The organism is Kitasatospora sp. NPDC058218 (genome assembly GCF_042882445.1).
Lineage (GTDB): Bacteria > Actinomycetota > Actinomycetes > Streptomycetales > Streptomycetaceae > Kitasatospora.
Map to the genome: position 1 here is coordinate 246,756 of NZ_JBHVWC010000001.1, position 22,581 is coordinate 269,336.

Sequence of the window (22,581 nt, forward strand, 5' to 3'; positions counted from 1 at the left end):
CTACAGCGGTCGATCGGGATGCGGGGGCGGTTCGAGCGGTGCCAGCCCGGTGACCTTCTCGACGTGCCGCAGGCTGGGCTCGGCGAGCAGCCCGTGCAGTTCGGTGAAGACCGCGCGGGCCGCGACGGCGTTCCAGTCCGCCGGCAGCAGCGGCGCCGGGAGTCCGGGGTCGAGGTAGGGCAGCCGGCGCCACTGGGTGAGCATCGGGACGTACGTGCGGAAGGCCTCGACCGCCTCGATCCGCGGGAACGGGCGCAGGTCGGCGGCCACCTGGCCCCAGGCCTCGGTGAACGCGGCGTACTGCGCCTCGATCGCCGGGAAGTCCCACCAGGAGCCGACCGCCGAGCGCAGCTCGGCGAACCCGGCGTACTCGGAGAGGAAGAGGTGGACGTACGCGCTCAGCCCGAGCCGTTCCAGCAGCCGCCGGGCGTCCGGCAGCACCCGGGCGGGTGCCAGCCAGACGCCGGGGGCGGCGTTGCCGAAGCCGAGCCAGCTCAGCCGGGAGCGCAGCTGGTGGCGGTTGGCCCGCTCCGACTCCGGCACGGAGAAGACCGCGACCACCCAGCCGTCGCCGAGTTCGGCGGGCTCCAGGCTGTGGAAGATCCGGCGGTCGCCCTCGTCGAAGACCGGGCCCATCGCGGGGCTCAGCCGGTAGCCGTTGCCCTCGCGCCGTTCCTGCAGCAGGGTGCCGGCCTTCTTCAGCCGGGAGATCGCCGATCGGACGGCCTGGGCGTCGGCGTCCAGCTCCGCCATCAGGACGATCAGGTCGGCTATCGAGATCCAGCCGCCGAGCCGGCGGACGAACTCGCCGTAGATCGTGTGGATCAGGGAGCTGGGGGGCGTCTTGGGGCTGGGGAGTGTGGAGTCGGGGGGCGTCGTGGAGCCGGGCGGTGTCCGGCCGATCGGCCCGGGCCCGTGCCGTTCGGCCGAGGGCTCCCCGGGGCGTGGCGTGTTCTCCGGCATGGCGGCGCTCCTCCCGTGCCGACCTCTCCTGCCGACCGTCCGGCGTGATCATACTGTCGGAGCGCAGCCCAGGGGTCCGGACGGCGACGCGGCGGGCGGTTGCGGAACGGACCCGGGCGGCCGGGAGTGCGGTCCGGCGGGCGGCGCCCCCTGGGCCGGCGGCGCGCTGTCGGCGTAGGCGCCGGAGAGCAGCGCCCCGGCGCCCGGGGCGAAGGCGGGCAGCCCGAGCGCGCGCAGCAGTTGGTGGACGGTGCAGATCGCGGCCGAGACCACCGGTTTGCCGAGCCGCTGCTCGGCCTCCTCGACGGCCGCCAGCGAGGGCATCTGCACACAGGCGGAGAGCACCACGGCGTCCGCCTCGGCGTGCGCGAGGCGCGCGGCGATCCCGGGCAGCCGGGCCGGGTCGTGGGCGGCGACCGCCAGGTTGTCGGGGATCTCCAGGGCCGCGTGGTCGGTCACCGCGATGCCCTCGTGCGCCAGGTAGTCCACCACCGTGCGGGCGAGCGGCCGGAGGTAGGGCGCGACCAGGGTGACCTTCTTCGCCCCGAGCACGTGCAGCCCGGCCACCAGGGCACCGGCGCTGGTCACCACCGGTGCCGGCGCGCCGTTCTCGACGGTGCGCCGGTGTAGGCGCTGCTCGGACTCGCGGTGGTAGCCGGGCCCGGTGCTCATGACGGCCACCAGGCACGCGTAGCCGAGCACGTCGACCCGGGCGTCGGAGAGTTCGAGTGCGCAGCGGTCCGAGTCGGCGTCCATCGCGCGCAGTTGCTCGGGGGTGACCCGGGTCATCCGCATCCGGCTGGAGTGGAAGGTGAAGCGTTCGGCGGCGACCGCCTCCCGGGCCCGCAGCAGGGCCGGGACCTCGGTCTCCATGGTGACGTTGGAGCTCGGGACGATCTGGCCGATCCGGTAGGTCCTCATGCCCGCGGCCCGTCGTGGTGGCCGGCGAGGTCGTGGGCGCGGGCGTCGACGACCGGGTTGGCGAGCGTGCCGATCCGTTCGACGGTGGCCTCCACCAGGTCGCCGGGCTGCAGGAACTGCGGCGGCACCTGTGCGGCGCCGACGCCGGACGGCGAGCCGGTGGCGATCACGTCGCCGGGCTCCAAGGTCATCCCGGAGGAGATGTCGGCGATCAGCCGGGCGATGCCGAAGAGCATGTGACGGGTGTTGGAGTCCTGCATGGTCACGCCGTTGACCTTGAGCGAGAGGTCGAGGTCCTGCGGGTCGGGGATCTCGTCGGCGGTGACCACGACCGGCCCGAACGGGCAGTAGGAGTCCTGGCCCTTGGAGAAGAACCACTGCCCGGACCGGCGCTGGTCGCGCGCGCTGACGTCGTTGACGATGCTGTAGCCGAAGACGTGCCGCAGGGCATCGGCTTCGGCGACCCGCCGGGCGGTGCGGCCGATCACCACGGCCAGTTCGCACTCCCAGTCGAGCTGCTTGGTCAGGTCGGCGTTGTGCAGGATCGGCCCGCCGGGGCCGGTGACGGCGGTGGCCGGCTTGTCGAACAGCACCGGGCGGTCGGGCAGTTCGCGCTCGGTGTCGAGCGAGCGGTGCGATTCCTCGACGTGCTCGACGTAGTTGAGGCCGATGCCGACGATCTTGCCGGGGCGCAGCGGCGCGCACAGCGTGACCTCGGCGAGCGGCAGCGAGGCGCCGGCCGGCGCGTCGGCCAGCAGCGCCCGGGCGGTGGCCAGGGCGGGCTCGCCGGCCCGGATCAGCGCGGCCAGGTCGCCGGGCAGGTCGGCGCCGGCGGCGGCGGCGAGCGCCGCGAGGTCGGCCACCCGGTTGCCGGTCCGGGCGCCGAGGCGGGGCGCGTCGCTGCCGCCGGCACGGTAGCTGAGCAGATGCATCGAAGGCTCCTCAGGGAAGGACGGGCTGGTGGCCGTCGTTGTCCGGGTGCGACTCCTCGCGGTACATGCCGAGCGAGCGCATCACCGGGAAGTCGTTGAACGAGAAGAGGCAGGCGTCCTCGCCCGGGTCGAGGTTCGCGTGCTCGTGCCAGGCCCAGGAGGGGACGACGAAGATGTCGCCCCGCTGCCACGCGAAACGCCGCCCGGCGATCACCGAGACGCCCCGGCCCTTGGCCGCCGTGTAGACCACCGAGCCGGTGTGCCGGTGCGCGAGGGTGGCCTGGCCCGGGCGCAGCAGTTGCAGGTGGGCGCTCATGGTCGGCATCACCGGACCGCCGGTGACCGGGTTGGTGTACTCCATGATCACGCCGTCGTACGGGGATCCTTCGCTCGCCCGGGCCAGCCGGCACAGGGCCGCGTAGCTGGGCTCCCAGGGCCAGCCGAGCAGGGGGGAGTACGGGCGGCTCCACTTCTCGACGCCGTACGGCAGCAGCGTGCCGGCGTAGCTGAGCAGCGAGGAGTTCACCACCGCGCCGGGCCGCTGGTAGAGCTCGGGGTGGACTTCGTAGAAGCCGGCGTCGAGCGCGTTGACCAGCGGGATGTCCAGTCCGTCCTGCCAGATCACCGGTTCGTCGGAGTTCTCGTTGCCGTGCTCGTGCCAGGTGTTGTTCGGCGTGATCGCGAAGTCGCGCGGCCCGACGGCGAGTTTCTGGCCGTCCACGATCGTCCAGGCGCCGGTGCCCTCGTGCACGAAGCGCAGCGCGGCGGCCTGGTGGCGGTGCGCGGTCATCGCCTCGCCCGGGCCCATGATCTGCAGGCCGGTGTACAACAGGCCGACGGCCGCGCTGAGTTCGCGCCGGCCGGGGTTGACCAGCATCACCACCCGGCGACCGGCGTCGTCCGCCCGGACCAGTGGCAGCGCTTTGCGGACCAGCGGTGCCAGGTCGGCGTAGCGCCAGAGCACCGGGACGGACTTCGGCTGCGGGTACCAGGGCTCGATCTCGTTCGCCACCGTCCAGAGCGCGCCCGCCTCCTGTTTGGCCAGCTCCTCGTAGTAGGCGGCGAGTTCGGGGCTGTCCCCGACCCTGGCCCGGCCCAGCCGGGTGTCGTCGTAGTCGTTCACGCTTCCTCCAGGTGGGTGCCCGGCTCCGGCGGCTCGTCGGGCCGGTGCCCGTCGGTGAACTGCACGGGCCGGTGCGGGCGGTTGTCGACGTGCAGCCGGAAGACGTCGAACCGGTTGTAGTGACCGACGATGTCGTGCATCTGCTTGGGCCGGATGCAGGCGGCGAGGTCGATCTCGGCGTAGACGATGCCCTCCTCGTCGACCAGCGGCTCGGTGACCGGGCGCCCGTCCGGGCCGAAGACGCCGGAGAGCGCGGCGCGCGGACGGGCGAGCTGCTTGCGCACCTGCTGGTCCTCACCGGCCACCAGGTCGACGATCTCGGGCGAGATCGTCGAGCAGGACACCACGGTGAAGACCTTGCCCTCGAAGCAGTGCGCGGCCGCGCGCAGCGCGATGGCCTCCGCCATGTCGTAGTCCTCGGGCGCGACCGGCAGTGCGATGTAGCTCGCGGCGTGCACCAGTTCGCCCTGGGCGAGCAGGGTGAAGCGGGCCAGCGGGTTGGTGTTCTCGCCGCAGGCGAGCACGCCGAGCGGGCCGACCGGTGTGCGGTGCACGACCAGCGAGCTGCCGTCGCCCTGGGCCCAGGTCAGCTTCTCGGCCCAGGTCGGCACGAGCTTGCGGTGCGCGCCGAGCAGCCGGCCGTCCGCGTCGATGGTCAGCATCGTGTTGTACAGCGTGCCGACGCCGTGCCGGCCGCGCTCGTTGACGCCGATCACCAGGACCACCCCGGCCCGGCGGGCGGCGGCGCACAGGGCGTCCACCTGCGGGCCGGGCACGTCGATCGAGGAGAGGTAGAGGCGTTCGAACCAGGGCGATCCCTGGAGGGGGTTCATCGTCCAGTTCCAGTACGGGTAGCCGGGGACGAACACCTCGGGAAAGACCACCAGGGCGGCGCCGTGCGCGGCCGCCTCGGCGATCAGTGCGACGGCCTTGTCGACGGTGGCGTCCGGGTCCAGGTAGACGGGGGCGGCCTGGACGGCGGCGGCGGTGAAGCGGGGCAGGTGGGGCATCCGGTCCTCCCTCAGTTCGGCGCGGGTTCGGTGGGTCGGCGCTCGGCGGGCCGGCGTTCGGTGCACGTGCGCTCGGCGGGCTCGCGCTCGGTCCGGTGCTCCGGCCGGTCCGGTGTCGGTGACGGCTCCGGCGGCGGGGCGTCGGGGCGGCCGGGCAGCCAGCGGCGGTGCACCGGCGCCGCCGTCTCCGGCAGCAGCCGCAGCCGCGGCGCGACCCGGTCCGCGCCGGGCCCCGGGGGCCGGCGGCTGCCCGCCTGCCAGGGCTGTGGCCAGCGCGCGCCGGGCCCCGTGTAGCCCTGCTCGGCTGCGGCGTGCAGCGTCCACAGCGGGTCGTACAGCTGCGCCCGGCCGACCGCGACCAGATCGGCCCGACCGGCCAGCAGCACCGAGTTGGCGTCGTCGTGGCCGGAGATCGCGCCGACCGCCACGGTCGGGACCTCGGTGGCGTGGCGGATCAGGTCGGCGAACGGCACCTGGAAGCCGCGTCCGTACGGCACCCGCTGGTGCGCGACCACCTCGCCGGTGGAGACGTCCAGGGCGTCCGCTCCCGCGTCGGCCAGCGCCCGGCAGATCGCGACCGCCTCCGCCTCGGTGGTGCCGCCCGGCGCCCAGTCGGCGGCCGAGACCCGCACCACGACCGGTTTGCCGGCCGGCCAGGCGGCCCGCACCGCGGCCAGCACCTCCAGCGCCAGCCGCAGTCGGTGCTCCGGCGGACCGCCGTAGTCGTCGGTCCGCCGGTTGGTCAGTGGTGAGAGGAAGCCGGAGACCAGGTGGCCGTGGCCGAACTGCAGCCCCAGCACGTCGAACCCGGCCCGGTCGGCGCGGGCCGCGGCGGCCGCGAAGTCGGCGACCACGCCGGCCAGGTCCGCCGCCGAGGCCTCGTGCGGCGGCGGACCGGCCGCGTCCCAGGGCAGGGGTGAGGCGGCCAGCGTCGGCCAGCCGTCCGCGAGCGGGCGCCCGATCCCGTCCGGGCCGGGCACGGTGCTCGCCGCGCGCCGTCCGGCGTGGGTCAGCTGGATGCCCAGCGGGGTGTCGCCGAGGTCCCGCACCGAGCGCACCACCGAGCGCCAGGCCTCCTCCTGGGCGTTCGACCACAGCCCGGGGCAGCGCTCGGTGGCCCGGCCCCGCGCGCTGACCGCGGTCATGCCGGTGAAGACCAGACCGGCGCCGCCGAGGGCGTGCGCGGTGAGCTGGGCCCGGTCGAAGCCGCTGGGCAGCCCGTCCACCGCCGTGAAGGTGGCCAGCGGCGGCACCACGATCCGGTTGCGCAGCCGGAGCCGGCCCAGCCGCAGCGGCCGGAACATCGGCGGGACGCTCCGGGTGCCGTCGGACGCGGTGCCCTCGGACGCCGGGCCGTCGGACGCGGCGACGTCGGCCGTCGCGTCGTCGGTGGCCGCGTCGCCGCTCGCCGCGTCCACGAAGGCGGCGTCGACGGCGTCCACGAAGGCGGCGTCGCGGGCGCGCAGGTTCCCGTAGGTGACCCGCCGGCTGCGGGTCAGCAGGTTGAAGGCGAACTGCTCGGGGCCCTGCCCGGTGTGCCGTCCGACGGTCTCGAACCACTCCAGGCTCGCCTGGGCGGCCCGCTGCGCGGACGCCACCACCGGCCGCCGCTCGGCCTCGTACGCCGCCAGCGCCCGGGCCGGCTCCGGCTGTTCCCGCAGTGCGGCGGCCAGTGCGAGGGCGTCCTCCAGGGCGAGCTTGGTGCCCGAGCCGATCGAGAAGTGCGCGGTGTGCGCGGCGTCCCCGAGCAGCACCACGTTGCGGTGGTGCCAGGTCGCGTTGCGCACGGTGGTGAAGCGGATCCAGCGCGAGGCGTTGGGGATCAGCCGGTGGCCGTCCAGGTGCCCGGCGAGCAGCTGTTCGCACCGCCGCACGCTCGCCAGGTCGCTCTCCCCGCGCCCGGGCTCCCGCCCGGCCGGTGCCTCGAAGCCGGCCTTGCGCCACGCCTCCTCGGCGATCTCCACGATGAAGGTCGAGCGTCGATCGCTGTAGGGGTAGGCGTGCACCTGCAGCGCGCCGAAGTCGTACTGCTCGACGATGAACGTGAAGGCCTCGAAGACCTTGTCGGTGGCGAGCCAGATGTAGCGGCAGTGCCGCTCGTCGAGCTCGGGCCGGAAGGTCTCGGCGAAGGCCGCCCGGGTCGCCGAGCGCACGCCGTCGGCGGCCACCACCAGGTCGTACTCGGCCGCCAGGCGCTCGACCGGGGGCGCGGGCGTGCGGTAGCGCACGTCCACCCCCAGCTCGGCGCAGCGCCGTTGCAGGATCGCGCGCAGCCGGTTGCGGTCCAGCGCGGCGAAGCCGTGCCCGCCGCAGGTGCGCACCCGGCCGGCGTAGCGGACGTCGATGTCGCTCCAGCGGGCGAACTCGGCCGACAGCGCGGCGAACACCTCCGGGTCGGCCTGGGCGATGCCGTCCAGCGTCTCGTCCGAGAAGACCACGCCGAAGCCGAACGCGTCGTCCCGGGCGTCGCGCTCCCACACGGTGATCTCCCGGTGCGGCGCCGAGCGCTTGGCCAGCGCGGCGAAGTAGAGCCCGCCGGGACCGGCCCCGATCACCGCGATCCGCCGCACGCCGGCGCTCACCGGTACGCCTCCGGCTGCTGCGGCCCGGACTCCGCCAGTGCCCGGCGCACCTCGGCGGGCCAGGGCTCGGCGCCCTTGGCCCGCACGGCGGCGTGCACCACCGACATCCGGCCTGCGGCGGCCGGGCCCTGCGGACCGTGCACCTCGAAGGCGTAGTGCAGCGAGGAGCCGCCGACCCGCAGCACCCGCAGCTCGGTGCGGACCAGGTCGCCGAACCAGAGGCGCTCGCGGTAGTCGGCCTCGAAGTGCACCCGCGGGATCCTCCCGTACAGGTCGGCCAGCCCGAGCCGGCGCAGCAGCACCGCCTCGGCCGCCTCGACCCAGCGTTGCACCGCCGAGAAGTGGTAGTGCCCGGCCGCGTCGGTGTCCGACCACTCCACCCGGCGCTCCACCGCCACGCTCGCCGGGCGCGCGGCCGTCCGCCGGCGCAGCTCGGCCCGGTGCAGCTTGCCGGTCGCGGTGCGCGGCAGCTCGGCGACGAACTCGACCTCGCGCGGGTACTTGTACGGTGCGATGGTCCGCTTGACGTGCTCCTGGAGCGCCCGCACCGTCTCCGGCCCGGCCGGCACGCCCTCGCGCAGCACCACGTAGGCCTTGACGACGGTGCCGCGCCGGTCGTCGGGCGCGCCGATCACCGCGCTGTCCAGGACGTCGGGGTGGCCGGCCAGCGCCTGCTCGACCTCGGGCCCGGCGATGTTGTAGCCGGCCGAGACGATCATGTCGTCGGTGCGCGCCTGGTACCAGAAGTACCCGTCGCTGTCGCGGACACAGGTGTCGCCGGTGAGGTTCCAGCCGTTGCGCACGTAGCCGAGCTGGCGCTCGTCGCGCAGGTAGCGGCACCCGGTCGGGCCCTTGACGGCGAGCAGGCCCGGACGGCCGTCGGGGACGGGTGTGCCGTCCGGGTCGAGCACGGCGGCCCGGTAGCCCGGGACGGGGCGGCCGGTCGCCCCGGGGCGGATGTCGCCGTCGGCGGCGGAGATGAACACGTGCAGCAGCTCGGTGGCGCCGATCCCGTCGATCAGCCGCTGCCCGGTGGCCGCGTGGAAGGCCTGCCAGACGGAGGCCGGCAGGGGCTCGCCGGCCGAGACGCAGCGCCGCACCCCGGCCAGCCGGCCGGCCAGCCCGGCGGCCAGGATCGCCCGGTAGGCGGTCGGCGCGGTGAACAGCACGCTGACCCGGTGCCGGGCGACCTGCTCGGCGAGCTCCTCCGGGTCGGTCCGCTCCAGCAGCAGCGCGGCGGCGCCGACCCGCAGGGGGAAGACCACCAGCCCGCCGAGGCCGAAGGTGAAGGCCAGCGGCGGGGTGCCGGCGAAGAGGTCGTCGCAGGTGGGCCGCAGCAGGTGCCTGGAGAAGGTGTCGGCGTTGGCGAGGACGTCGCGGTGGAAGTGCAGGGTGGCCTTGGGCCGGCCGGTGGTGCCGGAGGTGAAGGCGATCAGGGCCACGTCGTCGGCGGCGGTGGGGACGGCGGTGAAGCGGCCGGGCCGGGCGGCGCAGCGGGCGGTGAGGTCGTCCGGGCCCGGTCCGCCGTAGGCCAGGACGGTGAGGCCGGGTATCGCGGCCCGTTCCAGCTCGGCCAGGTTGCGGTGGTCGCACAGCGCCGCGACCGGCAGGCTGATCTCGTGCATCGCGGTCAGCTCGGGTGCCCGCAGCAGCGGCATGGTGCTGACCGCCACCATGCCGGCCTTCAGCACGCCGAGCCAACAGGCCACCAGCCAGGGGGTGTTGGGGCCGCGCAGCAGCACCCGGTTGCCGGTGACCAGGCCCAGGTCCTCGGTCAGTACCCGAGCCACCGCGTCCGCGTGCTCGCGCAGCTCGCCGTAGGTCCACTGCTCCGTCGGGGTGAGCACGCAGCGCCGGTCGGGGCCGAGGCGCTCGATCGTCTCGTCGAGCAGCGCGTGCGCGCAGTTGAGCCGGTCCGGATAGGCCAGCTCGGGCAGTTCGAAGAGAAGCTCCGGCCACTGGTCGAGCGGCGGGAGGCTGTCACGACAGAAGGTGTCCAGATGCGCTGAGGGTGTGAGCTCCATACGGCGGCACCTCTTCGGCGAGCGGGGAGTGAGGCCAGTATGGCGCTCTGCTGACGCCAGTCAAGAGAGCGATACATGCATTGGAGTGAGGGCGGCCGCGTACGGGGCCCGCCGTACGTGCCGCGGGCCGCGAGCGGGCGGCGTGGCGGCGCGCCCGGTCGCGTCGGTCGCCACGTCACGGCGGAGGCGGCACCCGGATGGCGTACACGAATGCGATTCAGGGCCAAGGAGACCATTCCCGGGTGAATTCCCCGGCGCGGCCGGAAAGTACTCGTAAATGTTTTCGGGGTGGCCTCGACCTTCTCAACACCCCTGGCATGGTGCCAGATTGGCTGCTCCCGGGAAGCGCGGCAAGGTGTCGCTCGCTTCGAAATCAGCTGCGGTGAAGGGGATTTATGACCACGACCACGTCAACCGGCTACCTGGCCTCCCGTGCACCCGGCGCCCGTCCGTTGCTCGGGCACGTCCCGGCCCTGTTCCGTGATCCGCTGCCGTTCCTGCGTTCGCTCGCCGAGCAGGGCGATCTGGTGGAGATCCGGCTCGGCCCGCAGCGCGCGATGATGGTCTGCTCCCCGGGGCTGTTCCAGCAAGTCCTCACCGACACCCGGCATTTCGACAAGGGCGGACCGCTCTTCGACAAGCTGAGGTGGTTCCTGGGCGACGGTCTGGGCTCGACCCCGCACGACGTGCACCGCCGACAGCGGCGGCAGTTGCAGCCCGCGTTCCGTCCGGACGCGCTCGCCCGCTATCTGGAGGTGATGGCGCAGGAGACCCGCGCCGCCTCGTCGGGCTGGCAGGACGGCGCGGTGATCGAGGTCGAGCAGCACGCGTACCAGCTGATCGCCCGGATCATCACCAGGACGATGTTCTCCGTGGACGGTTCGTCCGCCGCGGTGGCCGGGATCGCCGAGGCCTACCCGGAGTTCCACCAGGGCATCGGCCGGCACATGCGCTCGCCGTCCCGGTTGCTCGACCGGCTGCCCACCCCGGCCAACCGCCGCTTCCGGCAGGCGTGTTCCACCGTCAGCCGGGAGGTCGACGCCGCGATCGAGGCCCGCCGCCGGGGCGGCGCCGGCACCGGTCACGACCTCCTGGCCCTGATGGTCAGGGAGGGACTGAGCGACCGGGAGATGCGCGACCAGGTCATCACCATGCTCACCGGCGGGATCGGTACCTCCGCCTCGGCGCTCGGCTGGGCCCTGTTCTTCCTCTCCCGGGACCCAGCACTGGCCGAGGCCGTCGCGCGGGAGGCCCGGGCCGTCCTCCCGGCGGGCGCCGAACCCGGCCGGGACGTCCTCGACCGGCTGGACCTCGCCCGCCGGGTGGTGATGGAGACACTGCGGTACTACCCGTCCGCCTGGTTCTACAGCCGCACCGTCACCGCGCCCGTCGAACTGGCCGGCCGCAGGCTCCGGCCCGGCACCGCGATCCTGCTCTCGCCGTACCTGATCCACCACCGCCCCGACCTCTACCCCGAGCCCGAACTCTTCGACGCCGACCGCTGGTTGCCCGCCCGCCGGGCCGCGATGTCGCACGGGTCCTACATCCCCTTCGGGGCGGGCGCCCGCAAGTGCATCGGGGACGTCTACGCCCTGACCGAGATCACCCTGGCGGTGGCCGTGATCACCGCCCGGTGGCGGCTGGAGCCGCTGCCCGGCCCGGTGCCCCGCCACCTGCTCGAACCCCGGCCGTGGACCGTGATCCATCCGGCCCCCCTGCACCTGCGGCTCCACCGACGCTGAACCGCCGCCCGAGCGGACCGACCCGAAGGAGAGACCGGCGCCCGTATGACGACGCCCCCACCCGTACCCGCACCCCTGCCCGTACCCGACGACCTCCGGCTGCTGCCCGGCCCCGACCACATCCTCTACCGGCTGCCGCCGCGGATGTCCCCGTACCGGGCGGACCTGGAGCTGCTCATCCTGGAGTGGGCCGACCGCTTCGGCCTGGTGGACGGTCCGCGCGCCCGCCGTCGACTCGCCGACACCCACCTGGGCGAGCTCATCGCCCGCTGCTACCCGCATCTGCGGGCGGAGCGCCTCGCACCGCTCGCGGGCTGGTTCACCTGGGCGTTCGTCATCGACGACCTCTACGACGGCTGCGCCTCGGCCGAGGCCGCCGGCCACGCCCGGGCCACCCTCGGGGTGCTGGCGGCCTCCTGCTCGCTCCGGCCGGGCGGTCCGGCGCCGGCGCCGCCCCCGGACCGGTCCTCGCCCCGGGACGCACCGCCCCTGGTGGTCGAACTCGCCGAGGTGTGGCGGTGCCTCGCCGCCCACCAGAGCCTCCAGTGGCAGCTGCGGTTCATCGCGCACATGGGGCAGTTCCTGGACGCCTTCGGTTACGAGGCGGTCAACCGCGAACACCGGCACGTGCCCTCCCTCGGCGGCTACACGCAGCTGCGGCGCGCCTCCGGCGGCATCACCCCCTCGCTGGACCTGCTGGAGTACGCGGCCGGCCTGGAGGTCCCCGCGCTGTTCCACGAGTCCGAGCAGCTCCGCACCATGGTCAACAAGTCCGCCGACGTCGTGGTCTGGGTCAATGACGTCCTCTCCCTGAAGAAGGAGCTCGCCGTCGGCGAGGTCACCAACGGCGTGCTCGCCGTCAGCCGGGAGCTCTGCTGCGGGATCCAGGACGCCGTCGACCACGTGTACCGCAGGGTCGCCCGCGACATCCGTGCCTTCCTGCGCGCGGAGGAGTCCCTCGTCGCGCTCTGCGGCACCTGGCACGGCCTGCGGGAGGCCGACCGGATCGCCATCACCGCCTTCACCGACGGCCTGAAGGCCTGGATGCGCGGCAACCTCGACTGGGGCCTCAACTCCCGCCGCTACCTTGAGGCCGACACCCTCCGCCTCACCACCGACCCGGGCCTGCTCGACCGGCGGCCCGGGCCGGCGCCGCTCCCCGGAACCCGGACCCCTCCGTACCGGTGATCCACCGCCTGCCTGGCCCGCCCGTCCCGCCCGGCGCCGGCCGTCACCGACGAGGGCCGCCGGACGGCGCCGGCGGCGCGCCGAGGACGGCCCGGCCGGCCACCGGGGGCAGGCCGGGCCGGTGGGCGCCCGCGATGGCCAGACCGGCCGCGAAGGCGAGCACGTGGCCGACGGCGGACACCTCGCCGTCCCCGATCCCGGACAGCAGGTCGGGGGCGGCGACCGCCAGCATCACCAGCCACACCGCCCGCGACCACACCGGCCGGGCCCGCCCGATCGCCACCGCCAGCGCGGCCACCACGACGTAGGACGGTCCGGTGTCCAGCACGTGCGCCTCGGCGGCCGGCAGCGAGCCGTGCTCGATGCGCCACCACACCAGCGCCTCCGTCAGCCCGGTCGCGGCCACGTGGGCGAGGGCCAGCGCCGCCACCGCGCGGCGGGCGCCGAGCACCGACACCACCGCGAACACGGACAGCGCGAAGAGCGGCCACACCCAGACGGTGCTCTGCGGTACGAACACGGACACCGTCAGGGCCTCGACCGGGTGGCCCGACGGCCAGGGGCGCAGGTTGTCGAGGTTGGTCGACGCCCACTCCCGCAGCGCCCGCACCTGCTCGGGCGGCAGCAGCCGAAGGACCGGCCACATCGCGGTGAGCACGGCCACGTACCAGAACGCCGGGTTGCGGACCAGGCGCCACTGCGAAGCGCGCGTCGGACGCAGGCCGGCCACTACCGGGCGCCGCGCCGCGGCCGCGGGCCGCCGGCGAGTGCAGCGCCTGCGGCGACGGCCACGACACCGGCGGCCATCAGCCCGTGCCGCGAGCGCCAGGACAGCACCGACCACCGCGAGTTCGCGGACAGCAGTGACCCGAGGCTCAGCCACGACCCGGCGGACAGCGCGGACATCGCCGAGCCCGCCGAGCCGATCGACAGCACGCTGCCGACCGACCCCACCGAGAGCACCGAGCCGACCGACCCGATCGACAGCACCGAGCCCACCGAGCCGACCGAGAGGACGGAGTCCCTGGACCACCGGGCCCACGCGGGTGAGGCCGACGAGGAAGACGGCAGGGAGGAGGCCGACAGGGCCGATGACGAGGAATCAGTACGCTGCGACATCCGCCGATCGTATGCCGCCGCCTCCGCGCCCACCGGTTGCGCCCCGCCTGCCGCCGCCTGCCGCCGCCTGCGCCCCGGCCGGCCGCGGGCGCACCTGCGCGGCCAGGCCGGAACCCGCGCCCGGGGGACCTCCGCCTCGATCGATGATGACGAAGCGTCAAATACGTTGGCAGGTGGCCGCATCGGGGGGAACCACGGCGTTCCGTCGGTCGTCTCCTCTGGCGCACACTCCGCAGAGCGACTCGACACGAGGAGTAACGGTGGACGTGACCGACCTGAACGGGAACACCGTTCGCGCCGACCCGCAGGCGCTGGCGGGGCGGGCAAGATCGCACTGGACTTCCGGCAGATCGTGCTGGCGACCTCGGGGACGCTGGAGACCGCGGCCAACAGCGCCGCCGGCGGCCTGCCGGGCTGGCAGACCGCCGGCGCGCTGACCCGGTCGGCCCAGATGTGGGAGAAGCAGTCGGACGCGCTCGCGGAGCGGCTCGGCCGCACCGGCGGAAACCTGGAGGCCACCGCCCAGGAGTACCGTTCGACCGAGGCCGCCAACCAGGCCGCCTTCGAGGGTCGGTGAGTGCGATGCTGACCGTCGATCAGGTCCGTGACGCCAACCTCGGCCCGCTGCGGTCGGCCGGGCTGGGCTGGGTGACCCAGTCCCGCTTCCTCACCGCGCTGGCCGGCCGCTTCCGCACCGAGGTCGCCGACGCGACGGCCCGGAGCGGCTGGGCGGGGCCGGCGGCCGATGCCGCGCGGGCCGCGATGGCCGACGACCAGCGGCAGCTGGACGCGGCCCAGCGGGAGGCGGCGGCGCTCGGCGCCGCACTGACCACCGCCGCGGCCGAGTTCGACGCCGCGCAGCGGGCCCTGGTCCAGGCCCTGGACGACGCCGCCCGTCTGGGCGTGAACGTGACCCCGGACGGCGGGGTGAGCTGGCCGGAGTCCATGCGCAACGATCCCGACACCCGGTCCGGCGAGCTCCCGGAGAAGGCCCGCGAGGTGCACGGGCGGATCAACGACGCCCTGCAGAGGGCCACCGCGGCGGACCAGGCGGCCTTCCAGGACATCACCGACGACCTGGGCATCCACGAGGACGCGTTCAACGCCACCGCCCACGACGGGCGCCGGGCCGACCCGGGCACCATCCTGGCCGGCTACCAGGTCAAGGACGATCCGCACGGCACGGTGAAGTACCCGGACGCGTTGACCGCCTGGCTGCTCGGCTCCGGCCGGCAGAAGATCACCGCAACCGAGGCGGTCATGCTGGACGGGCTCACCCTGTTCGCCCGGAAGGACTTCGCGGAGATCAAGGAACAGGCGTTCGGCGTCTCGGAGAAGAAGTTCTCCGCCGTCAACAGCGAGAACGACAGTCATCGGGACGCGTTTCGGCACGCGTACTGGAACGCGCTGATGACGAAACGCTTCGGTGAGGACTGGGCCAAACGCTATGCGAGCGCGCACGAGCAGTTGCCGGGAAATCCCGGTGACCGGGAATCCATGGATCTCTTCAACAACGAGGTCGGCCGCCGGATCGCCGCGGCGAATCCGCACGCCTCGGACAAGGAACTGGAGCGTCTGGTGGAGGAGGCCGTGCGGCGCGGTGACACGGTGGTGATCAGACCGGAGGGCGGCGCCCTGGCCTACAGCGACCGGGTCGAGGACGGCAAGACCGGCGAGAGCAACGGCAAGCCGTTCGAGGGCAAGGGTCAGGACCCGGGCGGAGTGCCGTCGGAGCTGAAGTCCTGATGGCGGCCCGCCGCGCTCCGGCCCCGGTGCTCACCGGGCTGCTCGCCGCCGTCCTCGCCGGAGTTCCCGTCGCCGGGTGCGCCGCGGGCGAGGATCCGGTGCAGGCCGTGATCAGTGCCGAACTGGACCGGGAGCTGGACGCGTTGGGGCCGGCCGGCCCGGGCGAGGTGACCCTGACGCCACCGGGGGGCCTCGACTGGGACACGGTGTACGTGTTCGGCCGTGGCACCCGGGACGAGGAGATCTCGAAGGTGGTCGGCGACCCGGTGCGCTGGGAGGAACAGGACGTCAGCCGGTCGTCGTCCGAGCTGATGGTCTTCGTCGCCGGGGGTGAGGCCGTCGGTGCCTACGAGGTCGCCGTCGGGTTCGGCCGGGTCGACTACCGGCGGCCGCTGCACCGGGAGGTGCGGCTGGCGACCGCCACCGGGGCCGACGCCGCCGTCCGCGTGGTCGGCCAGTAGGGGACCGGCCGGTGGCGAACCGGTCGGCGCCCTCCCGTCGGGGGGCGTTCGGACGGGCTGCCGATTCGGCGGCCCGTCCGGCCGTCGGACCCGGGCCGGCCGGCCGACCCGGTACGGTCCCGGGTCCGCCGGCTCGACCGGCTCGACCGGGTCATGGGCGCACGGTCAGCCGGCGACGACCCTGGCCGTGGTCCTGGTGCGATTGAGCTCGCCGTCGGCGATGTACACCGAAAGGTCCACCGCGGACCTGGTCCACGCGCCGTCGGGCGAGGTGATGCTCACCGGAACGGTCGCGGTGGCCAGAGCATCGGTGCAGGGGACGTGGACCGAGCCGCGGCCCGCTGCGGTGGACTGTGCGGCCTGCACGGTGATGGCGGCCGACTGGAATTCCGAGTGGCACCGGTACGTCACGGAGACGTTCAGCGTCCGGTCGGCGTCCGTGACGGCGGCGCCGTTGACGCCTATCGAGATGTACGCGGCGTGTGCGGGCGCGGTCGCGAGGATCGCACCGGCGGTGGCGAGGGCGGGGACGGCCAGGAACCGGGTGAGTTTCGTGCGAAGGGATGAGCGCATGACGGTCTTCTCCAGTTGTCGCATCGGACCGGGTGGGGTGATTGCGGGGAGTTCCCGCACACCAATGGTGATGCCCTGTCCCTGTCAGGGCATCAGGAGAGTTGGCGGACGTCTGAAATGACACGGAGATCTGGCGTGGAGTCGCCCTGGTCCCGTATTTCCGGTGCCGCGTGAACGCCGTGTATATCGGACGTCGATCGCATCCTTATATGGTTCGCCGCGCATTTCCGCCCGCCGGAAAACAGGGGCGGGGAAAGGGGCGGGAATTCGCCGGTCGCCGTCGACGGGATCGCCCGCGGTCGTCGTCCGGAGGCCGCGAGCCGGGCTGCCCGGATCGGGCGCGCCCTGAGCCGCCCGGTCGGCGCACGCCGCCCGGGTTGCCTCGTTCGCGGCGAGTTGTCCGCTTCTTCCTGCCCGGCGTGTCCGATAGTGGGTCGCGGTGCAGCCGCTCTGGGATTGGACACTGATGGACCGCTATCCCCCGATCGCCGACCACGGACTGGTGGGTGACCTGCAGACCGCCGCCCTGGTGTCGTCCCAAGGCGTGGTGAACTGGTTCTGTTCACCGCGGTTCGATTCGCCGAGTGTGTTCGCCTCGCTCTTGGACCACGATCGGGGCGGGTACTTCCGGCTGGCGCCGGAGCACTCCGAGGTGTCGTGCAGACAGCTGTACTACCCGGACACCGGGGTGCTGGTGACCAGGTTCATGTCGCCGGAGGGCGTCGGCGAGGTCATCGACTGGATGCCCGCCAACACGATCCGCACCCCGACCGACCGGCACAGCCTGATGCGGGTGATCCGGGCCGTGCGCGGCACGGTGCGGTTCGTCCTGGAGTGCCGGCCGCGATTCGACTACGGACGGGCCGAGCACGACCTCGAACTGCGCTCCCAGACGGCCGTCTTCCGCGCTCCCGGGATCGCCGGCCACCTGCAGACCAGCTTCCCGCTGGAGCGGGACGGGCGGGACGTCAAGGGAGCGGTCACGCTGGGAGCCGGCGAGTCGGCCGGCGCCGTCTTCACCACCTGTGCCGCCGACGGCGAGGCGCCGCCTCCCCTGACGGTCGAGGACGTGACGGCGAAGCTCTGGCACGAGGTCGACTTCTGGCAGAAGTGGTTGCACACCTCGCACTACCGGGGCCGCTGGGCCGAGATGGTCAACCGCTCCGCCATCACGATCAAGCTCCTCACCTACCACCCCACGGGCGCGCCCGTCGCCGCCGCCACCATGGGCCTTCCCGAGCAGGTCGGCGGGGAGCGCAACTGGGACTACCGGTACTCGTGGGTGCGGGACGGCGCGCTCTCGGTACGGGCCCTCCTCGACCTCGGGTTCGCGGAGGAGGCGTCGGCGTTCACCAAGTGGCTGGGCGATCGGATGCGCGACCGGGCGGACCTGCCCGGTGAGCGGCTGCAGATCATGTACCGGGTCGACGGGGATCCGTACCTGACCGAGGAGACCCTCGACCACTGGGAGGGCTACCGGGGATCGAGGCCGGTGCGGGCCGGCAATGCCGCCGCCGACCAGTTGCAGCTCGACATCTACGGCGAGGCCCTCTACGCGATGGCCGAAGGCATGGACGTCGGTGTGGAGTTGGGCTTCCACGGCTGGAAGGGACTGGCCCGGACGCTGGACTGGCTGGCCGACAACTGGGACCGCCCGGACGAGGGCGTGTGGGAGACGCGCGGCGGGCGGAAGAACTTCACCTTCAGCCGGGTGATGTGCTGGGTCGCGTTCGACCGGGGCATGCGGCTGGCGACCGAGCTCAGCCGGCCCGCGGACATCCCGCGCTGGCGCCAGGCGCGCGACGACATCCTCGAACAGGTGATGGACAAGGGCTGGAGCCAGCGCGAGCAGGCCCTGGTGCAGCACTACGACGGCGACGTCCTGGACGCTTCACTGCTGTTGATCCCGCGGGTCCGGTTCCTCTCCGCGAAGAGCCCGGGCTGGCTCTCCACCCTGGACGCGATGGAGCGCAAACTCGTCTCGGACAGCCTCGTGTACCGGTACGACCCGGCCGCCTCCCCGGACGGGCTGCGGGGCTCGGAAGGCACCTTCAGTCTCTGCACCTACCTGTACGTCGACGCACTGGCGAGGGCGGGGCGGGTGCGTCCTGCGCGGTACACCTTCGAGAAGATGCACACCTACGCCAACCACGTGGGTCTGTTCGCCGAGGAGATCGGCCCGAGCGGTGAGCAACTCGGCAACTTTCCACAGGCGTTCACCCACCTCTCGCTGATCATGGCGGCGTCCACCCTGGACGAGGCCATCGACCGGCAGCGCGACTGATCCGGGCGGCCTCCGCCGGCGAGGTCCCCGGGGGAGGGGGCACGGCGGAGGCCGTATCGGCCGCGGAGGCTACGGACCGGGTGCGTCCGACGGCCGCTCGGCGGGTGGTGCGCCGCGCGGATGCCGCCCGCCGCCGATGCCCTGGGGGTCGGACGTCCGGGCGCCCGCGCGGCGGGCCGGATCGGTGAACTCCCGCTCGACGGCGTCGTCCAGGAGCGCCAGCTCGGCGCGGACGGCCGGCAGGTGGTCGTCCGGCAGCGCCGTGAGGAGGCCGTCCAGGAGGGCCCGGAGCCGTCGGCAGACCTGGAGCGAGGTTTCGCCGTACTCGCGGATCTCGGTCACGGCCAGTTCCAGGTAGTCCGCCCACCCCCGGCCCGGCACCACGACGCGCGGCCGGCCGCGGTCGTCGGCGAGCACGTGGCTGTCGTGGAGGCCGACCCGGCCGACGGCGTGCAGGAACGCCTCGATGTGGTTCAGCACCTGGACGGCGGTGGTCGGGTCGTTGACGGCGGGCGAGAGCGCGCGGATGGCGATGTCGACCAGGATGCGCAGGGCGAAGGCCGGGTCCTGCTCGATGGTCCGCTCCGCCCCGAGGGCGATGAGCGCGGTCACCCGTCGGGGGTCGGGCGGGGATCCGCCGTGGTGGACCTCGACGACGGCGGCGCCGGGGGGCACGAAGTCGCCCACGGATGCCGCCAGGACGAGGACGCAGTCGTGTCGCGTGGCGAGCGCGACCATCCCGCCCGCGTCGAACGCCTGGATGACTCCGCCGCGTTCGGACCGGATGCGGTCCACCGGGCCGCCCGGTCGCGGCGCCTCACCGGTCGCCGCGTGCGACCGGAGGTGGGCCGCCACGCGGTCGAGGACCCGTTCGCCCATGCGGGCCACGATGTCGGCGATGGCCACCGGCCGCAGGTTGTGGGTGAAGCGGTTGAGGTAGATCAGCAGGAGCAGGAGGCTGACGGCGACGGCGACGCCGGCCAGGGTCACGCCGAGATTGGGGACGGAGTTCGTCTCGATGCTCCGCAGCAGGGTGTACGAGAACGCGAAGGTGCCGGTGAAGGTGGCGAGGACGGCCTTCTGCAGCCGGTCCCGGTACCAGAGCCGCATGTAGCGCGGGGAGAGGGTGCCGGTGGCCTGCTGGATGACCAGCACTCCGATGGTCACGACGAACCCGAGCAGGGCGATCATGGATCCGACGACGGAGCTCAGGACGCTGCTCGCGGTCGTCGCCGAGTAGTCCCACGTTCTCGGCAGCCAGGACGCGCCTTCCGCCGTCGCCGCGGCGACGGCCAGGGCGCCCCCCAGGAGCAGCCCGAGCAGGGGAACGATCCACAGGCTCGCCTTGGCGTACTGCCGCAGCCGGAAACGGGTCGCCCAGGACATCACGCGGGGCTCAGCAGGACGGCGGTGTCCTCCGACAGCGGAGTGATCGGCCTCGCCTCGGTGACCGGGTCCAACTGGCCGTCGGGGCGGATGACGAAGAGGACGTCGTGGTCCGGCGGGACGGGCACGGAGCCGGGCTGCAGGAGGAAGCGGGCGCCCCGTCGGTAGCGCGCCGCGAGGAGGTGCCGGACGAGCGGCCGGCCGAAGAGGATGTCGCCGCCGGTGTACGGGGCCACGACGCCGTGGCTGTCCCGCGGCGGCCCCACCCGGTAGACGGGGCCCTGCACGTTGTCCTTGATCACGACCGAGGCGAGTGCGTTGAAGTCGTCGTCGTCGGTGAGCAGGAACACCGCCGTGACGCCCTCCAGACGTGCTCTGGGGTTGGTCGCGGTCGCGAGCATCTCCCCGTGCGCGAGCTCGATCCCGGCTGCGGTGATCCGGTCGCGTTCCTCGTCGAGCCCGGCCCACATGAGCACGTCGAGGCCGGCCGACTCCAGGGCCTTCCCCAGGCCGATCACCCACGGGTCCCCGCCGACCAGGAGCGGTCGCGTCCGCGTCGGCCGGACGACACCCAGCCTCCGGGCCACCGGCGCGGCCGTCAGCGCGTACACCAGGACCGTTCCCACGATCACCAGGAAGGTGATCGGGACGATCTTGGAGGCGCCGGGCAGCCCCTTCCCCACCAGGCTGGCGGCGAAGGCGGACGCGGTCGAGGCGGCGACGATGCCGCGCGGCGCCATCCACCCCAGGAAGCCCCACTCCCCACCGGTCAGGCCGGACTTCCGGGTGGCGCCGAACGCCACGAGCGGCCGCACCACGAGGACGAGGATCGCGATCAACACCAGGGACGGAACGAGTACGGGCTTCACGGAGGCGGGGGCGACGGCGGAGGAGATGGAGATGAACAGCAGGCCGATGATCAGCTGGACCAGTGTTCCGAGGAAGGGCCTGCGGGCCGGCATGTCCAGACCGGGGAGGTTGGTGACGGCGAGTCCGGTGACGATCGCCGCGATGAGCCCGGTGTCGTCACGGGCGATGTCGCAGCCGGCGGAGACGACGACCACCGTCGCCAGCTGCGCCAGGGTGCCGAGCGTCTCGCCGAGCCGGAGCTTGTGGAGCGCCAGCCAGAGGAGGGCGGTGCCCACGGCGCCGCCCGCGATTCCCACACCCATGCTGATGAGGAACTGACCGGCCTGGTAGCCCCGGCCGATGTCGATCCGGCCGGTGGTCGCCACGGCATGGAAGACGACGGCCCCGAGGATGCCGCCGATCGGGTCGGTCAGGGTCCCCTCCCAGACGAGGATGCGTCGCACCTTGTCCGTAGGCCGGACGTACTCCAGCAGCGGCCCCACGACGGTGGGGCCCGACACGACGAGGATCGTGCCGATCATCGCCGCCACCCGCAGGGGGATGTCGAAGAGCGCCGGCCCGACGCCGGAGACGGCGAAGAAGGTGAGCACGATGCCGATGACCAGCAGCCGCCCCACGGTCCCGCGGGTCTCGCCCTTGAGGTTGCGCAGGTTCAGCCCCAGACCGGCGTCGTAGAGGATCACCGCGACGGACAGCGAGACCAGCGCCGGGAAGTCCGGGCCGACGAGACGTGCGGGGTGGATCACATCGGTCAGGGCACCGGCGGTGAAGCCGACCGGGAGCAGCACGATCAGGGCGGGCACGCGCAGCTTGTTCGCCAGGATCTGCGAGCCGGTGGCCAGGGCGACGGTCAGCGCGATGCCCAGGAGGATGTCTTCGTCGGACACGGCGGTCGTCCTCCACTCACATTCCGGGGGCCCGTGGGATTCAACCGTGTCCCCGGGCTCCGCACCCGCCTATCGCACCCGACACGGCGCCCGCCACCCGATTGGCCTCGTGGCGACGGGGGACGCAAGGGGTGGGGGCCCGACCGGATCGGTCAGGCCCCCACCGGTCGTGCTCGGTGGTACGGGTGTCAGCTGGTGCTGGTGGCGGTGATGGTCTTGGCGCCGACGGCGCCGCCGGGGACCTCGCCCCAGCTGGTCCAGCGTCCGGCGTTGTAGTCGGCGTCGATGCCGTAGACCTTGTCGTCCTCGTTGACGGCGTAGACATGGACGACGTTGTTGGAGGTGCTGCTGGTGATGGCCTTCAGGCGGTTGTCACTGATCTTGGTCCACTGCGGGTCCCAGTAGCCGGTGTCGTAGTGGCCGCTGGTGGTGTAGAAGGCGTTGGCGCCGGCGACGGCCAGGTCGATGGTGGTGCCGTGGGTGCTGGCGCTGATGGCCTTCACGTTCGGCAGGCTGCCGGGCAGTTCGATCCAGTCGGTCCAGCGGCCGGCCCCGTAGTCGGCGGTGCGGGTGTAGACCTTGTCGTCCTCGTTGATCGCGAAGATGTAGGTGGCGTTGTTGTAGTACGCGCTGGTGACGGCCTTGAGGTGGTTGTCACCGATCTTGTCCCAGTAGGTGTTCCAGGCGCCGGTGTCGTAGTTGCCGGTGGTGGCGTACAGCGAGCCGTCGCTGCCGACGATCACCAGGTCGACGAGGTTGCCGCGGGCGGT

Annotated in this window: 18 protein-coding genes and 2 pseudogenes; 6 read left to right on the forward strand and 14 right to left on the reverse strand. The window is 73.3% G+C overall.

Features of this window, described 5'->3' with window-relative positions; all coding sequences use genetic code 11:
• The 8 genes and pseudogenes from ACFVYI_RS00935 to ACFVYI_RS00970 form a co-directional block, all read right to left on the reverse strand.
• On the reverse strand, nt 1-963 hold the full coding sequence (locus ACFVYI_RS00935) for a PaaX family transcriptional regulator C-terminal domain-containing protein (RefSeq protein ID WP_387879976.1): 963 nt from the start codon (nt 961-963) through the stop codon (nt 1-3).
• 48 nt (nt 964-1,011) lie between these two features.
• Complete coding sequence (locus ACFVYI_RS00940) at nt 1,012-1,884, reverse strand: Asp/Glu racemase (protein WP_387879978.1); 873 nt, start codon at nt 1,882-1,884, stop codon at nt 1,012-1,014.
• Nucleotides 1,881-2,816, reverse strand: coding sequence for a fumarylacetoacetate hydrolase family protein (locus tag ACFVYI_RS00945; protein ID WP_387879981.1), 936 nt, complete (start codon nt 2,814-2,816; stop codon nt 1,881-1,883). Before ACFVYI_RS00945 ends, ACFVYI_RS00940 begins: the two co-directional genes overlap by 4 nt.
• A gap of 10 nt (nt 2,817-2,826) precedes the next feature.
• A complete protein-coding gene (locus ACFVYI_RS00950; protein WP_387879983.1) occupies nt 2,827-3,939 on the reverse strand; it encodes a cupin domain-containing protein in 1,113 nt (370 codons plus the stop codon).
• On the reverse strand, nt 3,936-4,949 hold the full coding sequence (locus tag ACFVYI_RS00955; RefSeq protein WP_387879986.1) for a carbon-nitrogen hydrolase family protein: 1,014 nt from the start codon (nt 4,947-4,949) through the stop codon (nt 3,936-3,938). Before ACFVYI_RS00955 ends, ACFVYI_RS00950 begins: the two co-directional genes overlap by 4 nt.
• Nucleotides 4,950-4,960: 11 nt before the next feature.
• Nucleotides 4,961-7,531, reverse strand: coding sequence for an FAD-dependent monooxygenase (locus ACFVYI_RS00960; RefSeq protein WP_387879988.1), 2,571 nt, complete (start codon nt 7,529-7,531; stop codon nt 4,961-4,963).
• Complete coding sequence (locus ACFVYI_RS00965; RefSeq protein ID WP_360634757.1) at nt 7,528-7,929, reverse strand: thioesterase family protein; 402 nt, start codon at nt 7,927-7,929, stop codon at nt 7,528-7,530. Before ACFVYI_RS00965 ends, ACFVYI_RS00960 begins: the two co-directional genes overlap by 4 nt.
• 15 nt (nt 7,930-7,944) lie before the next feature.
• Nucleotides 7,945-9,555: pseudogene (locus tag ACFVYI_RS00970) on the reverse strand (AMP-binding protein); the annotation flags it as partial.
• Nucleotides 9,556-9,950: 395 nt separating this feature from the next.
• Between ACFVYI_RS00970 and ACFVYI_RS00975 the strand changes: the two are divergent.
• Nucleotides 9,951-11,297: a cytochrome P450 gene (locus ACFVYI_RS00975; protein WP_387879990.1), complete on the forward strand. Its 1,347-nt coding sequence runs from the start codon at nt 9,951-9,953 to the stop codon at nt 11,295-11,297.
• A gap of 45 nt (nt 11,298-11,342) precedes the next feature.
• Nucleotides 11,343-12,485, forward strand: a complete 1,143-nt coding sequence (locus ACFVYI_RS00980; protein WP_387879993.1) for a hypothetical protein — start codon at nt 11,343-11,345, stop codon at nt 12,483-12,485.
• A gap of 43 nt (nt 12,486-12,528) precedes the next feature.
• Here the strand turns inward: ACFVYI_RS00980 and ACFVYI_RS00985 are convergent, their stop codons facing one another.
• A complete protein-coding gene (locus ACFVYI_RS00985; RefSeq protein WP_387879995.1) occupies nt 12,529-13,215 on the reverse strand; it encodes a rhomboid-like protein in 687 nt (228 codons plus the stop codon).
• Complete coding sequence (locus ACFVYI_RS00990; protein ID WP_387879997.1) at nt 13,215-13,604, reverse strand: hypothetical protein; 390 nt, start codon at nt 13,602-13,604, stop codon at nt 13,215-13,217. The genes ACFVYI_RS00985 and ACFVYI_RS00990 overlap by 1 nt, the downstream gene beginning before the upstream one ends.
• Before the next feature lie 352 nt (nt 13,605-13,956).
• Between ACFVYI_RS00990 and ACFVYI_RS00995 the strand changes: the two genes are divergently transcribed.
• Genes ACFVYI_RS00995 through ACFVYI_RS01005 form a run of 3 tightly spaced genes read left to right on the forward strand, consistent with a single transcriptional unit; the run spans nt 13,957 to nt 15,811 of the window.
• Nucleotides 13,957-14,181: a hypothetical protein gene (locus tag ACFVYI_RS00995; RefSeq protein WP_387880000.1), complete on the forward strand. Its 225-nt coding sequence runs from the start codon at nt 13,957-13,959 to the stop codon at nt 14,179-14,181.
• A gap of 5 nt (nt 14,182-14,186) precedes the next feature.
• Entirely contained in the window at nt 14,187-15,350 is a 1,164-nt protein-coding gene (locus ACFVYI_RS01000) for a DUF6973 domain-containing protein (RefSeq protein ID WP_387880002.1), read from the forward strand.
• Nucleotides 15,350-15,811: a hypothetical protein gene (locus tag ACFVYI_RS01005; protein WP_387880005.1), complete on the forward strand. Its 462-nt coding sequence runs from the start codon at nt 15,350-15,352 to the stop codon at nt 15,809-15,811. The genes ACFVYI_RS01000 and ACFVYI_RS01005 overlap by 1 nt, the downstream gene beginning before the upstream one ends.
• 165 nt (nt 15,812-15,976) lie before the next feature.
• Here the strand turns inward: ACFVYI_RS01005 and ACFVYI_RS01010 are convergent, their stop codons facing one another.
• Nucleotides 15,977-16,384: a hypothetical protein gene (locus tag ACFVYI_RS01010; RefSeq protein WP_387880007.1), complete on the reverse strand. Its 408-nt coding sequence runs from the start codon at nt 16,382-16,384 to the stop codon at nt 15,977-15,979.
• A 466-nt stretch (nt 16,385-16,850) separates the two neighbouring features.
• On the opposite strand from ACFVYI_RS01010, the gene ACFVYI_RS01015 reads away from it, so the two are divergent.
• Nucleotides 16,851-18,668: a glycoside hydrolase family 15 protein gene (locus ACFVYI_RS01015; protein ID WP_387880009.1), complete on the forward strand. Its 1,818-nt coding sequence runs from the start codon at nt 16,851-16,853 to the stop codon at nt 18,666-18,668.
• Nucleotides 18,669-18,737: 69 nt separating this feature from the next.
• Here the strand turns inward: ACFVYI_RS01015 and ACFVYI_RS01020 are convergent, their stop codons facing one another.
• The 3 genes and pseudogenes from ACFVYI_RS01020 to ACFVYI_RS01030 form a co-directional block, all read right to left on the reverse strand.
• On the reverse strand, nt 18,738-20,054 hold the full coding sequence (locus ACFVYI_RS01020; RefSeq protein WP_387880012.1) for a DUF2254 domain-containing protein: 1,317 nt from the start codon (nt 20,052-20,054) through the stop codon (nt 18,738-18,740).
• Entirely contained in the window at nt 20,054-21,811 is a 1,758-nt protein-coding gene (locus tag ACFVYI_RS01025; protein WP_387880015.1) for a cation:proton antiporter, read from the reverse strand. The genes ACFVYI_RS01020 and ACFVYI_RS01025 overlap by 1 nt, the downstream gene beginning before the upstream one ends.
• Before the next feature lie 188 nt (nt 21,812-21,999).
• Nucleotides 22,000-22,581: pseudogene (locus ACFVYI_RS01030) on the reverse strand (hypothetical protein); the annotation flags it as partial.